Source organism: Enterococcus sp. AZ194 (assembly GCF_051713825.1).
In the GTDB taxonomy this organism is placed as follows: domain Bacteria; phylum Bacillota; class Bacilli; order Lactobacillales; family Enterococcaceae; genus Enterococcus_K.
On sequence record NZ_JBIOQR010000001.1, the window covers coordinates 2413164 to 2427057 of the forward strand.

Below are 13894 nucleotides of genomic sequence, written 5' to 3' on the forward strand. Positions count from 1 at the left end.
AATCAAATTCTGCCCCTTTTTTGCCCCTTATAATTGAAATAAAATAAACACAAAAAAAGCCGATATCCTAAAAATGGATACCGGCTTACTTATTACAATTTATTCTTGTTTAACCGACGTTGCAACTCCTTAACACAATCAGACACAGAGCTTATATAACCATCCGCTGTCGTCCCCATGCGTTTCTGCAACGCAATGATCGTCGCTTTACCAAATAGACCATCCTGTGTTACCCCTAGCCACTTCTGCAACGCTACGATTACATTTGAGCCAATCAACGTATTATCAAAATCTGCAGCATAGATATACTTATTGTACTCCTGCTTGAATTGATGACTAATCACACCATCTTTGCCTACAGTATCGAAATACTCTTGCAAGCGTCGAGCTGTACTAGGTCCGAACTGACCATCAACCGAGATGATAATCTGCTGTGGTTTATTGGGTGTGCTAGGACTAGATGCACCGTCAACCAAGCGGTAAAAATGATGTTCAAGGTGCGTGCCCATATAGCTATCGTGGCTGTCTACATGGATAGTATTCCAGTAATAGCTACAGTGGATAAACTGGCTATTGCTTAAAAAGATACCAGTGTGGCCAGCAGAGCCGTTGGATCCACCGGGTGTCCCCGAAACGAAAATATCACCACGCTTAGCCTCAGCACGACTAATTTCTTTTAACAACTTACCACGTAATCCAAACAAGGTCTCAGTATTTCCGATACCTGTATTTTTAGGAAGGTATCCGCCTGTAATCAGCGAATTAAAGACAGCGCTTGAACAATCGTAGCTAGATGGTCCCAAACGACTAGTCATTGAGTAGGTCACTTTGCCTGCACGGTCAGTCATCCATTTAATCATATTTTCTTTACTTGCCATTCTTATCGTCCTTTCTTGGGAAATCTGTTGGTAAAGTGAATTCGTTATCCACTTCGTATGGATCAATACGAGGCTTGTCTGCGTTGTAATCATTGCTAGCAGCATTGAGTAAGACACCCAAAAATGTAGATACAAGCGTAATCGACCCTACAATATACTCGGTATCAAATTTAAACAGTGCACCAAATCCTGAAATTAAAGTAATTGCAGCTGGCACCACCATAACCAAAACTCTTTTCGCTACGTCATATTGCGTATTTGTCATTTTCATGTTCATTCTCCTTTTCTAATGTGCGTCTATTTCTTTCTGTTGTAGAACTCCTTCGTCTCTTTGTGGCAGAGATGATACTTTTTTGTGCAAGGTATCACCTGTGCCGTTACCGCCAAGATTCTTATAGCCTTCAAATAAATAATCAAAGTTGTTCAATTCACCTACTGTAATATAACCTCGATTAAAATATTCATCGGCTTTGTTCCAGATCTGATTATGCAAGGACGCCTTTTCAGCCTTAATAATTTTTTGGCTGCGTTCTTCGGCCATTTCCTGATAATCCTCAACGCCCTTTAACCGCTCATCTTGTTCGACATTCTGCTTTTTTAATACGCGGATAGTCTCCTCTCGCAAGCGGTTTTCTTCGACTTTTTCTTTGACTAACTTGCTAATCGTGGAAGTCAAGCGCAATACTAATGCGGATATCCCTCCACCACAGATGAGCACCAGCCAATTGTTTAGCTGTTGCATTTGATAAAATAAATCCATTGATCTCCTCCATTAAAATTTATTGTTCTGCTTCAAAGACTTCTATTGCATCTGAAAACCGTACATAGTATTTATCGCCAATCATTGCACCTAATACAGTGTTTCCGTGTGGTCCAACTTTGATGCCAGTGAGATAGTCGTAATAGCTTTCTTTTAAATCGAAATCATCGCCAACTGTTATATCTCTTTCTACCTGTGTACCCTCGCTCTGGACGATTACCGTAATTTTCTTAGCCATTGTTTGAATCCTCCTTTTTCTTTTTTAACTTCTTGGACTGGTTCTTCAGTCTTTTCAAAATATTCGATAATTGAAACATCACTTCGACAAATCGTGCAAGTATCGATCACCGTCACGAATTCTTTTGTGCTTTTAAGAATAGCCTCTTTCTTTGCTCTGTATTCAGCAGCATCCGATACACCAATCTGTACGTGAATGCCTTTCTTAGTTGTAATCTGCATAATTTTCATTAAAATTCTCCTCCTAAATTACTCTTAATAAATACTCTCAATATCAAAGTGACTTGGACCCTTGCCAAATCATCTGGCTTGATTTCAATCGTATGGGTACCTCTTGCGACACTTTCGTCAGCTGTCTGATCTAAATAAGGGATAATGTCGAATCGCTCAAAATTAGTAGATGTTGTGTCAATTACTCTGTCATCTACCTTGATGTCTAATTTTGTTGGTGATCCCTCATATTCAAAAATCCCATAGACAATCTCATGAGTGTGCCCTGGGATAGTAATTGATACTTGATGGGTATGCGCAGGAATCGTAATTGATACTTGATGGGTATGCGCAGGAATATTGATAGATACTTGATGGGTATGCGCAGGTGTCGTAACACTATGCGTGTGGTTGTCTACAGTTTCTTCTGTTATTAAATCTCCCACACCCTCGTATACAGTCATCTCAACGTATGCTGACCCTTTCGCAGAGTATCGCTTTACTTCTGTAGGAAATGGTCCGATTGTGTTATTCTCTTTAAACATCCGATGATAATGGCTGCCGCTTGCGCTTGACGTTTGTGTATTTTGTCCTGCTGCTTGACTTGTCGCTGATTGCACGCTTGATCCACCAGACGAGCTTGTCGCCGACTGTACACTTGCACCACCAGATGAACTAGTCGAACTAGACACCGATTGCGGACTACTTGTATTCCCTTTGCTTGTTGAACGAAACTTGGTTGTCTTAATCGATAGCTCTGCGGTGTTTATATGCACAAAGTCATCATCAAAAAACGGTTCGAATACAATCGGGTGATCTGCATCGGCTTCCGCGATAAAAATATATGGAATTACATTGGTTGCACCTTGAGACCACAATTCATTGATTTGCTGCCTACGTTCGACATCAGTCGCAGTCGTGCCCAAATCAGCTTTGACATCGCCAAGTTCTAAATCAATATCCCCTGGGTTCTCACCGATGTTTTGACGTTTCTCCCGATTAATTCTCAGGTCCACTGTGCCAAAGTCATTGGTGGTAACTCTGACAATCGCACCCTCTCGAAATTTATCGATTGGTTCTCCAGTCAGTTGATACAGATAAGCAGCTGAGCATTCCCAACTGACTAAGGGACGACTAAATTTATTGAGCATGCCTTTCATTGTTTCTAACAAGTTTTGTTTCAATGTGAATCGCTTATCTGCAAAGATATATTCTTGCAGCCCATACTTAGCAATAGAGTCGGGGTTTTCCACATACGGCTTTCCACCATTGATTTTCTTGACGTCTAATTGGTTGACACCTTCGCCGGCACCTAATCCATAGATACGGTTGTAGATATCGTTAGGGTTTTCTGTGATTACAAACCCTTCGAGATTGTATCCTTCATCTAATCGACAAACTGGCTCTGTTTCTTGTTTAACCAAATTCAACTCCCAGGGGAACGTGCGCGTGTTCCACGTCCATCGATACTCTTCATCAAATGGTTTAGGGATCGACAATATCGCATTGAGTAGATTTTCATTTTCAAACGAGTACGAAAAATATCGAGTGAACTCACACTGGCCAAGTTTCCAGTAGCTTGCTGAAGGATCCTGTTTAGCCAGTAGCCACTCAATGTTTGCCTTTGTGGTGTTCCCGTCCGATTGATGGTATTTAAAAAGAGATTTACTCATGAGCGTACGTAAAACATGCGTACACTCATAAGAAATCTCTTTTGTTTGATTATTTTTAGTTGTTTTCTTCGGCAAGATTTGAAAAAGCCCGATATAATCCTCGTCCTTTTCATCTGCCGTTTCCCACAGTTCAACATATTGGTAATGCTGAACCTGTTCATTTTTAATATCATCTATCGGCAATTTAAAATTCGCAGTCCACAGATTGTTCGTCACTTTATCATAGCCAATGTTAGAAGCGTTCTCCAGAACGGCTATATACTCTCTATTAAGAGATAAAACTTTTATGAGCATACATATATTTCTCCTTCCAGTCTTTTTTACGTAGCCATCCACTTGATCGTGAAGTAGGTCGCATCTGCAGTTTTTTTATAGCCTGTTGCATCAGCTGGGTGAGTCCCGTCTGTGCTGTACAACTCAGTCTTAGTTTGGTAGATGCTCAACTGACGTTCTGTGTAACGCATATCCCAAATCGGGTCTACGTTGAGATACATCGGATTTAGGTAGTATCCTTGAGATTTTTTGTTATCAAATTCCTTGATTAAAGCTTGCGTAGTTTTCAAAATGTTATTACGACGGATTTCTGTCCGATAGGCTACATTCTCGATGCGACAAAGATTACTAGTCAAGCCAATTCCAAATTTTACGTTCGGGTTAACTGCTCTTATCTGACTGATAATGTTTTTTAAGTTCGCAATTGTTTTTGATGCCGCAATACCTTGATTTGGATCATTGATCCCGAAACTAAGAAATACAATGTCAGGTATATCAATATTAAATGTCTTGAGATAGTAGCTATAATCAAACTTTTTAGTCGTTGGGTTATAGAAGCTATTAGTAGCTCCATTGTAGGATTCGGAAGTCATTAGGTGGTTGGTTGTCCAACCGCTCCGTCCCTCGTGTTTAGTTTCTCCGCTACCTCTCGTGCCACCCAATACAATAGACAAGGGATCATTATTAAAGCAAGCGATTAAAGCATTTAGATATGCTTGTGCTTCTGTTGTTGATTCTCCAATAAATAGCGCTTTTAACATCTTTCCGCTTCCAGCAGCTGCTGGAATACTTTTAACTAAAATGCTTTTTCTTTCGATTTCTAGACCGTTTTCCATTCGACTAATCGGAATCTTTTTATCGGCGGTCGGAGTAATTGGAAAACCTCCCGCAATCAAATCATTATTATCTGTTTGGGAAATATACAAATCTTTATCAGTGTAATAGTTTCCATAAAGATTGACGTTATCAAGATAAATATATCCTGTTCTTCCCTCAACGATCGGGTATTCAGTTGGCAATACTATTTCCTTTTTTTGATTTAAATCGGTCAGCGAAGGAAATACATCTGTTACTAAAAACGCATTTTTGGCCGCAATATAAAATCCGTCAACCGCCTTATTCCAAACCACTACATACAATCCTTTTACATTCGCGTTATATGCTTTAAGCTTGTCAATGTCGATTGTAAATAATCCGTTTGATTTTTGCAGAAAATCAATTGTGCTAGTACCTGTATTAAAAGTGTAATCGAAATTTTTAAGCACCTTTTTATCTTTGTCAACAAGCATCAAAAATTGCTGATCTGGCAAAGTGTACACCGGAAACTCAAGTGTCCCCATCTCTGTAATGTCAAAATAATAAGATGTCCGGTTCGATACGGGCGAAAGCTCTACTAATCCGGTCGACGAATTGTACCGTGGTATCGACTTATTCGGATACGTCACAGACGTCGGCTCTTTTAATAAATCGTATCTGTCAGACAGTCTATTAGGTACATTTCTGATCGCTCCGAATTCGGGACCCGCTCCCCAATCCTTATCAGTGAGATCTGCAGTATCATGTCCGTAAATATAGGCTGATTGTCTGTCCTCAATCCTAAATTCGATGACTAACTGTGTAGCAGTGGGATAGGCTTGTTTAAGTAACGTTGCATCAATAACATAGTAAGCTGTGTAGTTAGTAGCCCATGCAGCATTAAACATGTTACCAAAACCAAAAGCCCAATATGCTGCTGCTTTACCTACGCTATCGATTACCGCTAAAGATTGCCCGTGTTGTAAGCTAGATTTCAAAATAGCCAGCTTTCCACTCTTGGGTATATCTAAAGTTGCTAAAAAATAATTAGCAGTGTCCGTGTACGTAATCGTTCCGTCACTCGCTACCGACTGCATATACTTATTCTCTGTAATCTCACAAGATTCAATATAGTTTAACTGTCCTGCAATTTTTGGATAAGTAACAGATTCATCTGCTAAACCTATTGCTTGATACACACCTGCATTTGTCCATTTGTCATTTTCCCAAATCCACATATTACCATCGATAATGAAAAACCCATTTGCGCCATTTGGGTACTTCTGATTCAATTCGGATTCGCTCTCTAATACTCCGAGAGGCCCACCTTTAATCTGCTCTATTTTGCTATCTAGGTAGCTAAAATTATCGTTAAGCGGTTGAGCTTTGATTTCTCCGCTTACTGGTGTAATAGGCATTGTCTCACTCCTTTTTACATAAATTTATGAATCCAACTGCACTTAACTAGCCCCTTCACTCCAGATCCCTTGAACACAAATCCATTGTCTCCTGGGAACAATGAAAAGAACTTCATATTTGATCCTTGGAGTATATTTCTTCCGTTGATTTTTATTGTTTTATTTCCCGTATCAATTTCAACCCTGGCATTCGAAAAATTGGGCAAAGTGAGTTCCCGTTTTGATTCTAGGTGCTCAATGCTTACGTCGTTACCACTTGCATTTGTCAAAACAAATTTGATGTCTGTTTCTAAGCTGCTGTAATTGTGGCAACCGAAATAATGTCTTGAATAGAGCCATTGAAACGAATCCGTATTTTTGTAATAATCCCCTTTTTCGACATCGCCATATTTCACATTGTCGATAGGGTCAAAGGCTGTCTGTGTCGCTCTTTTGAACGGGTCATTAAATGCAGAGAATTGTAAATCAAATACCACGTTCCCTCCAGGATAATACTTGCCTGTTGATTGTGCAGACACTCGGCATTCAATCCACATTTTCGAGTCAAAGGACGTTTGAACTTTGAAAGTTTTTGGTTGGCCTTTTTGATCAAATAATCGACCTACAAAACCATTAATAAGTTTGTCTCGTTCATCTGCCCCTTTGGCCAAACAAACAATTGGATACGTGTCAACTCTTGGTCCTATTTCAATGCCAAAGTCCCATGCACCTGGACGACCGGGGATTGTTTTCGTCACATTTGAAAAAGGAGCAAATATTGGTCTCTGATAGCCTTTTAATACGTCCATCTTATAATCAGACAATTGAAATTCATTATTAAATATGAAATCCACAATATCCCTCCTTTACATTGGTCTTGGCTGTAACCCAGCGTTTCTAATTGCGTCATTTTTCATTTTTGCGAGTGTTTTGCTCATAGGTTCTTTCAATTTATCGACCACAGATTCTTTATCTAGTAAGATATCCGTATCTTTTTCAAGCAGCTGATAGAGAACTGAAGTAATAGTGTCCAATGATACTTTCATATCATCTTCTGAACCATTATGCAGCGTCAAATCTTGACTGCTTATTGAAATTTCTTTTGCTACTTGCATGTCTAAATGGCCATCATTAAATTGCTCTAATCCATCAAATAATGAGCTATTTTGATTGCCTGACACCAGGTCTTTTATATCGTAGATCATACTGGAAACGACAGGATATTCGATACTCAAACTTTCGACTATTTGACCGGCCATACTCGAGACAGTTTTCATTACTGCCTTAAAGCTATCTTGTATACTTGAGTTTAAGCCACCTATGATGGCAATACCTGCAGGGATCAATAATTTTTTATCGTAAGAGATGGGACCTTTGTTTTCCTTAATCCAATCGCCGATTCCTCCGATAAAATCTTTCCCAGCTTCCCAAGCACCTTTTAAGCCATCGATAAAACCGTTGATGATTGCTTTACCTGCTTCAAAAAGATCAATATCACCAAGCTTGCCAAAAAATTCTTTGATTGAATTAATTCCATTTTCAACCAATTTTTTCGCTGTATTCATGATGTTTTCCCAGGTCTTGTCAGCAAATGTTTTAAAGCCATCTATTATCCCTTTAATCCCATCAAGCGCGCCACTCCAATCGCCTTTCATGATTGACATGCCCACTTTAACGATGTTCTTAATCGTATTGATAATAAAATCAAACGTGGTTTTGATTTGATTTAAAACAGCTGATACAACCGTTAAGATACTAGTTAAATTATTTTTAAATAGCGTTGTGACATACGCCCACATTACTTGCACAACTAATTTGATTGCAGTGGATACTGTTGTCCACGTTGATTGGATTGTATTAAGCACACTAGAAACAACAAATTGAATGGCTATCATCGCCAAATCAATGGCCATCTTGACTGCATTCCAAACGGTGGTTGCAACGCTTAGGATCGTTTGTTGGTTCTCGGTCCACCATTGCGATAAGACTCCGAACAATTCCATGACAAATGCACTTATGGCACCAACTACAGTTGATATAGTCGTCCAGATTGAATTCCAAACAGTTTGAATAGTTAACAAGATACCTGCTTGATTTTCTGCCCACCATGTAGCTATCCCTGTCCAAACAGCTTGGATTGTTTGACCGATAAAATTAATAATAGGAGTAATAAACGCTTGAATTGCTGTCCAGATCTCCATTACTTTGTTCTTGAACCCTTCGTTCGTATTCCAGAGATAGACAAAAGCGGCAACAAGACCTGCAATGGCCGCAATGATAATTGTAATCGGACCACCTACAGCAGTGATCAATGCCGTAAATCCTGTTTTGATTAATGTGAGTGCACCAGCTGCAGACTTGATCATGCTAAATGCTGTTACTAGTCCTTTAAGTGTGGCTGCTACTGCAGTAATTATTGGAACAATTGTAGATAGTGTTTTAAATACCATAAATCCAGCAACTAAACTACCTACCACTGGTACTAGCCTCTTAATTGACTCCTCATTATCACGTACCCAATCAATCATTTGTTGCAACGCTGGCACTACATACTCCTCAACGGCGCCCATGATTGCGGCACTCATTTCCCAAAATACATCAATGACAGTATCTAAAATCGGAACTACATACTTAACGATACCGTCAAATGTAATTCTCAATACATCTACGGCTAGTGGGATTGCGTAAGAAAGTATTTCAGATATCCCTACCGCCCAGGTACTTAATAGACCACCGACTTTTGTAAGTATTGGTTGCAAGCTTGTTCCTAATTTTTTAAACGAGTTCACCATTTCAGGAATGCGATCCTTAACTTGCAGCACCATATTTTTCATATCGAATTTTATAAGGTCAGTCGCAAATTTCATATTGGCCATAAACCCTGAAAATAGATTACCTCCACCAATGCCACTAAACATGTTGCCAAACGCTTTAGCAATAAGTGGCGCGGATTCTGAAATAAATGTTGCTATCGCACCAGGTAATCCTTTAAAAATATTGACGACCATCGGAACTAAATTTCCAATTAAAAATGTGGAAGTAGATTGTGCGAGTGCTTTAAGTGCCGGTTGAATATCTTGGCCAAGTGACAATTTCCCAAGAACATTAGAAAATGAAGCTTTCATCGATGCGAGTGATCCACTGAAAGTCTCTGCAGACTCTTTGGCAGTCGTCCCTGTGATATCAAGTTCCTCTTGCACTGCATGGATAGCATCGTACACGTCCCCTAAATTGCTCATGTCGTACTTAACGCCTGTCAATTTCGTGGCATCTGCAAGCAAACGTTCCATTTCGGTTTTCGTCCCACCATAACCCAGTTTTAAGTTATCAAGCATGGTGTAGTTTTGTTTTGCAAAACCCATGTAAGCGTTTTGGATATCGCCCATGTTGGTACCCATCTTGTTGGCATTATCGGACATATCGACCATGGCCATGTTGGCTTTGTCTGCGGCTTTTTCTGTATCTCCGCCCATACTTTGTAAGAGGCTTGCACTAAAGCTTGTTACGCTCTCCATGTAATTGTTTGCGGACAATCCTGTTGTTCGATAAGCTTCATCCGCATACTTTTTTACCTTGCTTGCTGATCCCTTAAACAGGGTCTCGATACCGCCTAGGGATTGTTGTAAATCAGCACCCTCCATCAATGATGCGCCGATTGCTTTGCCGATTGCAGCAGTTGCAATCACACCTTTCATCACGCCAACAAGTTTGCCACCTAGTGACTGACCGGCACTGCTTCCAGCTGCATCAGCTTCAGGACCTAGTTGTTTTGAGATTGCACCACTAATCCCTCTTGCTGACGGAACTATCTGTACATAGGCTTGTCCTAGCTCTGTTGCCATTAATTCTCACCTCCACTGCCTAAAAGCTCACGTCTTAAACGTTCAAAATCCTCGCCTGATTCAAATACGATTTCTTTTTTCTCTTGTTTGTCTGTTCCGCTTAATTTAGCTGAAATAGACGCTGGCCGGTTGATACCTTTTTGGCCATCTTTAGTTTTCATCCACACGAGTGTAGCCAAACTATCATTGATACCAGCAAGTAACAAGGTATCCAACGAAACCATTTGATTGCTTAATTTCGCTCGAATTCGCGCATTGTCCGGCAATCCAAAAGAAAAGACAGCTATCTTTGATGGCGATAGCTGTCTGTAATCGTATATATGATAAGTTTCTGCGAGATCGCAGATCAACGCATCCTCATCAAATTTTATCAATCCGGCAAGGACTAAGAGTTTTTTAATTTAGGGTTGTTCAATACTTCGCCGAACTCTTGCATCATCGGTTCAATTGGGACAAATCCCTCTTCCGTGCGTAGGTGTTCCTTCAGTTGATCGGTTTGCTCTCTACCAAACAACAATTTCAGAACTTTCGGTAATAAAGTTGGGTTCTCTTCCACTTCGCTGATAAGTTCAATAAATTCATAATCTTCCACACGCTCTTTTTGGATTTGATACTTAAAGCCTGATTTAGTTTTCCCAGTAATCAGCATTATTTTTCCTCACTTTTCTTCTTAGTTTTTTCGCTGACGGTTTCTTGATTACCATCGCCGCCATCATCTACTTTTGCGCTGAAAGTTTCTTGCTCTCCGCCCCCACCATCTTTAGAAGGTTTTTGAATATACTCGAAATGAGTATTGTCTTCGGCATCCGATGGAGTGGCAGTTAGAGTTGTTTCATATCCGATTGCATCTGCATCTGCATACGAAATTTCACCAACTTCTGTCACTTTGCCACGAGGGATCACGATTCGTTTCAAAATGCCGTGTTTTAAAATCATATCGACAATAACTACATGCTCTTCAAGTTCCTTAGAATTGGCTTTGATTTTAATACCTGTATCTAAAGTACCTGTTACGTTATCGTTACCATAGACTTCTTTTAATACGTCTACATTTGTTGACTCAATCAACGTGTACGTAAAAGCATCTTCTTTTTCTGTTTGTGGGCTAGCTACAGTTGCTCCGCCCCATGCCTTGATATTTTCAGATGACATGGAATTAGCATTTGTCATACCGTCTTCTGAGATGTATCCTAAGCCCTTATATGCATCAGTTAATGGTGTGATTGCGTCAGTTGGTACGGCTGTCCCTAATGGTGCTGAGTAAATCGCCCCACCAACTTTAGGCTTCGCTGTTGTTACGTTTGCTGCATCTGACATATTTAATTCCCTCCAATTAATAATGATTGATATCAAACACCGCTTGATATCTATATTCTTTTGTCTCAGTATCCGTAAAATTGTAGTCACTGTTTAAGCGGACACTGCTGACTTCGTCAACTGTAATCAATTCCTCAACGACATCTTTAAGCTCCTCATTAAGCTTAGCAGCGCCATACATCGACGGCGCGTAACTCTGAAAAGCAAAAGTAGATGATTTAACTTGATTACGTTTAGCGCCACTTGTTTTTTCAAATAGTATAAATTCATCGGGCATCTTACCCGAACGCTCTAAAAAAGACGGTACGGATAAATGACCGTCAAGATAGTTTTTAATCACTAACTCAATCATTTATCGCACCGCCTTAAGCAATGTATTATTTTTGGCATTGTCACGCTTTGCTTTGTTGCTTGTTGCTTTAACCATCGCATTTGCACGAGTTTTTCCAACGTACACATCTTGTTCGTAGCCAACGCCACATCTGTTTCGAATGTCAGTTGCTTTGTTTTCTAGTAAGTGTTGCATTTCACCAGACTTTAATAGATCACCGACACCGCTTTTGTTAAGTTTAAACTTTGATTTAGCCATATCGTTCCACCATCACTTTCATATTCCAATCCAGTGGGATAAGTTCGTCAATGCCTCCCGTAGGAAAGCCAAACGTCTTCCAACGCTTACCGAAAAAGATGACTTCTTTATCCTCCCACTCGTGTGTATCGCCTTTTGGGATTGCCAACGTATAAACTGCCACTTTACCAGTCAAGGACTGCTGATTGATGATATCGTCTGATGATGTTGGGCTGACAAGCACGTTCTCCACATCTACAGGCTTATTCTCATAGATAGGCTTGCCAAATGGATCCGTTCCTGTTTTTACTTGCTCCATTAATTGAATTGTAATTCCTTTAATCATGACCATAGAAATCAATCACCCCATAACGTTGTTGACGCAACCCAAGCCGATTTAGCTCGGTGTTTTTGATAAACAAGCCGCCACCAGGTACAAGATAAGAACCCGACCAAGAATATCCGAGTGCACTCTCTGCAGTCTGCGTCATGGGTTCTTGGTCGGTTGACGTCATCAAAGTGCGTGCAACGATGTCTACAGTGACAGATTTAACGACTGTACCGTAAGACACGCTGTCTGCCACCATCACATCTAAATTCTTGCCGACTTTGTCTGCTTCCACACGCAAAGAATCAGAGACCACTACAAGCAATTTATCCGCTCGTGTGGTCTCTTCCTGTTTCAATGGTCGCCACAAGTCAATCAAGTCTTGGACGGTTGCAAATGGTTTATTGTCCATGGTTCATCATCAAATCATAGAGCACTTGTTTATTTGCTCGCTTGTCATATTTAAAGCCAAATGCGTCTAGTTCCTGCATAATTTGAGGTTTTGTAATACTATCAAAATCTGCATTTCCTGTTTGTTCATCTAGTGTTTCTGTCTCTTGAAGTACTTGTTCAGCTACTGGAGTTTCTTCAACTACGATTTTTTGAGACATTTTTGAGTCGTATGTTACCCAGTCACCGCCAGTTACTTTATACAAACTATCAATGATAGCTCCTGTCTTCGAGTTTTTATATCGCATTTATTAATCCTCCTGTGTAGTTGCTTCTGTAATGCGAGCAAATCGCTCAGGTGCCAAAATACCCCAACCAAGAAACGCTTCGGCACGTACATAGATTTGATTATGACCTTTCAAGTCCATACCAGAATTGTCGGGATCCCCGTACTCGATAATTTCCATTGGGATTTCTTTAGCATATCCCCACTTAAACGCATCTGCAAAATCACCAATGATGGAACGGTCATTTACACTAGCATTCATGTCAGATACCGTTTTGTTTACATCGACTGGCAAACCATTGATTGTACCTGGTGCGTTACCCCAAGCCAAATCCGGAAACATTGGATTACCTTGCTTATCTTGCTGTTTAGCTAAAGCTGAACGGAATGCCGGATTGATAGCCATACCTGTTACTTCCCCTTCAGAGCCAGTTACTAACTCAATTGCTGTTTCAACCGCTTCATTCGGACTTGCAAGCCCTGTGGGCATTTCGACTTTTTGCGTTACTTTTGCATCAAAGTGATTTGTTCCAATAACAACAGATGGCAAACCTGTGCGTGGATTCACGCCGTGGAATCCCATCAAGTCAATACCACGAGCAACTTTTTTAGCAAATCCGTCGTTAAACGCTTGAAGAATTTCAATTTGCTCTTCTTCTGACGCGAACATAAATTCATCGGAAATTCGTGCACCATATTCGATTTTTATTGGCGCCATTTTTTGTGGTGTTAATGTAACCCCACCGTGTGATTTCGCTCCGCTTTCTGCAACGATATCAATTTCAGAATCCATCGTAAAAGTGAAAACTTTTTCGCCATTGAAAGGAATGGGTTTTTGTGCTGATAAGCGCGCTAGTGAGCTTTTTCCTGTTACTTTACTAATTAAATCTGTTACTAACTGAGGATCAAATAAATTACCTTTTTCTAATGTCATAATGTT

General features: G+C 40.1%; 17 protein-coding genes and 1 pseudogene. All 18 read right to left on the reverse strand.

Annotated features, from left to right (window positions below):
- Positions 1-92: 92 nt before the first annotated feature.
- The 18 genes and pseudogenes from IGI37_RS11235 to IGI37_RS11320 all read right to left on the reverse strand — a co-directional run bounded on the left by IGI37_RS11235 (position 93) and on the right by IGI37_RS11320 (position 13888).
- A complete protein-coding gene (locus IGI37_RS11235) occupies positions 93-878 on the reverse strand; it encodes a peptidoglycan amidohydrolase family protein (RefSeq protein WP_438761974.1) in 786 nt (261 codons plus the stop codon).
- Positions 868-1143 carry a phage holin gene (locus IGI37_RS11240; RefSeq protein ID WP_438761976.1) on the reverse strand — a complete coding sequence of 92 codons (276 nt, stop codon included), beginning with the start codon at positions 1141-1143 and terminating at the stop codon, positions 868-870. Before IGI37_RS11240 ends, IGI37_RS11235 begins: the two co-directional genes overlap by 11 nt.
- Before the next feature lie 21 nt (positions 1144-1164).
- Positions 1165-1638 carry a hypothetical protein gene (locus IGI37_RS11245; protein WP_438761978.1) on the reverse strand — a complete coding sequence of 158 codons (474 nt, stop codon included), beginning with the start codon at positions 1636-1638 and terminating at the stop codon, positions 1165-1167.
- A gap of 19 nt (positions 1639-1657) precedes the next feature.
- Positions 1658-1876, reverse strand: a complete 219-nt coding sequence (locus tag IGI37_RS11250) for a hypothetical protein (RefSeq protein ID WP_438761979.1) — start codon at positions 1874-1876, stop codon at positions 1658-1660.
- Positions 1855-2106 (reverse strand): hypothetical protein, encoded by a 252-nt coding sequence (locus IGI37_RS11255; protein ID WP_438761981.1) that lies wholly within the window; start codon positions 2104-2106, stop codon positions 1855-1857. Before IGI37_RS11255 ends, IGI37_RS11250 begins: the two co-directional genes overlap by 22 nt.
- Positions 2106-4052 (reverse strand): phage tail spike protein, encoded by a 1947-nt coding sequence (locus IGI37_RS11260; protein WP_438761982.1) that lies wholly within the window; start codon positions 4050-4052, stop codon positions 2106-2108. The genes IGI37_RS11255 and IGI37_RS11260 overlap by 1 nt, the downstream gene beginning before the upstream one ends.
- 26 nt (positions 4053-4078) lie before the next feature.
- The gene (locus IGI37_RS11265; protein WP_438761984.1) at positions 4079-6244 is read right to left on the reverse strand and encodes an SGNH/GDSL hydrolase family protein; all 2166 of its coding nucleotides are present in this window, start codon (positions 6242-6244) and stop codon (positions 4079-4081) included.
- A gap of 14 nt (positions 6245-6258) precedes the next feature.
- Positions 6259-7077: a phage distal tail protein gene (locus tag IGI37_RS11270; protein ID WP_438761986.1), complete on the reverse strand. Its 819-nt coding sequence runs from the start codon at positions 7075-7077 to the stop codon at positions 6259-6261.
- A gap of 12 nt (positions 7078-7089) precedes the next feature.
- Positions 7090-10065 (reverse strand): hypothetical protein, encoded by a 2976-nt coding sequence (locus IGI37_RS11275; protein WP_438761987.1) that lies wholly within the window; start codon positions 10063-10065, stop codon positions 7090-7092.
- Positions 10065-10439 carry a DUF5361 domain-containing protein gene (locus IGI37_RS11280; protein WP_438761988.1) on the reverse strand — a complete coding sequence of 125 codons (375 nt, stop codon included), beginning with the start codon at positions 10437-10439 and terminating at the stop codon, positions 10065-10067. The genes IGI37_RS11275 and IGI37_RS11280 overlap by 1 nt, the downstream gene beginning before the upstream one ends.
- Positions 10440-10450: 11 nt before the next feature.
- Positions 10451-10714: a hypothetical protein gene (locus IGI37_RS11285; RefSeq protein ID WP_438761990.1), complete on the reverse strand. Its 264-nt coding sequence runs from the start codon at positions 10712-10714 to the stop codon at positions 10451-10453.
- A gap of 116 nt (positions 10715-10830) precedes the next feature.
- Positions 10831-11382, reverse strand: a pseudogene (locus tag IGI37_RS11290) (phage tail protein); the annotation flags it as partial.
- A 16-nt stretch (positions 11383-11398) separates the two neighbouring features.
- Complete coding sequence (locus IGI37_RS11295) at positions 11399-11734, reverse strand: hypothetical protein (RefSeq protein WP_438761992.1); 336 nt, start codon at positions 11732-11734, stop codon at positions 11399-11401.
- Positions 11735-11971 (reverse strand): hypothetical protein, encoded by a 237-nt coding sequence (locus tag IGI37_RS11300; RefSeq protein ID WP_438761994.1) that lies wholly within the window; start codon positions 11969-11971, stop codon positions 11735-11737.
- Positions 11964-12302 carry a hypothetical protein gene (locus IGI37_RS11305; protein WP_438761995.1) on the reverse strand — a complete coding sequence of 113 codons (339 nt, stop codon included), beginning with the start codon at positions 12300-12302 and terminating at the stop codon, positions 11964-11966. Before IGI37_RS11305 ends, IGI37_RS11300 begins: the two co-directional genes overlap by 8 nt.
- Complete coding sequence (locus IGI37_RS11310) at positions 12289-12690, reverse strand: phage Gp19/Gp15/Gp42 family protein (RefSeq protein ID WP_438761997.1); 402 nt, start codon at positions 12688-12690, stop codon at positions 12289-12291. Before IGI37_RS11310 ends, IGI37_RS11305 begins: the two co-directional genes overlap by 14 nt.
- Positions 12680-12976, reverse strand: coding sequence for a hypothetical protein (locus IGI37_RS11315; RefSeq protein ID WP_438761999.1), 297 nt, complete (start codon positions 12974-12976; stop codon positions 12680-12682). Before IGI37_RS11315 ends, IGI37_RS11310 begins: the two co-directional genes overlap by 11 nt.
- 3 nt (positions 12977-12979) lie before the next feature.
- A complete protein-coding gene (locus IGI37_RS11320) occupies positions 12980-13888 on the reverse strand; it encodes a phage major capsid protein (RefSeq protein ID WP_438762000.1) in 909 nt (302 codons plus the stop codon).
- Between the last annotated feature and the right edge of the window lie 6 nt (positions 13889-13894).

What these genes read in the sequence shown, in the direction of transcription:
- IGI37_RS11240 (WP_438761976.1), bottom strand. Translation starts at nt 1,143, where the DNA reads ATGACAAATACGCAATATGACGTAGCGAAAAGAGTTTTGGTTATGGTG.
- IGI37_RS11310 (WP_438761997.1), bottom strand. Translation starts at nt 12,690, where the DNA reads ATGGACAATAAACCATTTGCAACCGTCCAAGACTTGATTGACTTGTGG.
- IGI37_RS11255 (WP_438761981.1), bottom strand. Translation starts at nt 2,106, where the DNA reads ATGAAAATTATGCAGATTACAACTAAGAAAGGCATTCACGTACAGATT.
- IGI37_RS11265 (WP_438761984.1), bottom strand. Translation starts at nt 6,244, where the DNA reads ATGCCTATTACACCAGTAAGCGGAGAAATCAAAGCTCAACCGCTTAAC.
- IGI37_RS11300 (WP_438761994.1), bottom strand. Translation starts at nt 11,971, where the DNA reads ATGGCTAAATCAAAGTTTAAACTTAACAAAAGCGGTGTCGGTGATCTA.
- IGI37_RS11315 (WP_438761999.1), bottom strand. Translation starts at nt 12,976, where the DNA reads ATGCGATATAAAAACTCGAAGACAGGAGCTATCATTGATAGTTTGTAT.
- IGI37_RS11295 (WP_438761992.1), bottom strand. Translation starts at nt 11,734, where the DNA reads ATGATTGAGTTAGTGATTAAAAACTATCTTGACGGTCATTTATCCGTA.
- IGI37_RS11305 (WP_438761995.1), bottom strand. Translation starts at nt 12,302, where the DNA reads ATGGTCATGATTAAAGGAATTACAATTCAATTAATGGAGCAAGTAAAA.
- IGI37_RS11285 (WP_438761990.1), bottom strand. Translation starts at nt 10,714, where the DNA reads ATGCTGATTACTGGGAAAACTAAATCAGGCTTTAAGTATCAAATCCAA.
- IGI37_RS11275 (WP_438761987.1), bottom strand. Translation starts at nt 10,065, where the DNA reads ATGGCAACAGAGCTAGGACAAGCCTATGTACAGATAGTTCCGTCAGCA.
- IGI37_RS11235 (WP_438761974.1), bottom strand. Translation starts at nt 878, where the DNA reads ATGGCAAGTAAAGAAAATATGATTAAATGGATGACTGACCGTGCAGGC.
- IGI37_RS11260 (WP_438761982.1), bottom strand. Translation starts at nt 4,052, where the DNA reads ATGCTCATAAAAGTTTTATCTCTTAATAGAGAGTATATAGCCGTTCTG.
- IGI37_RS11320 (WP_438762000.1), bottom strand. Translation starts at nt 13,888, where the DNA reads ATGACATTAGAAAAAGGTAATTTATTTGATCCTCAGTTAGTAACAGAT.
- IGI37_RS11250 (WP_438761979.1), bottom strand. Translation starts at nt 1,876, where the DNA reads ATGGCTAAGAAAATTACGGTAATCGTCCAGAGCGAGGGTACACAGGTA.
- IGI37_RS11245 (WP_438761978.1), bottom strand. Translation starts at nt 1,638, where the DNA reads ATGGATTTATTTTATCAAATGCAACAGCTAAACAATTGGCTGGTGCTC.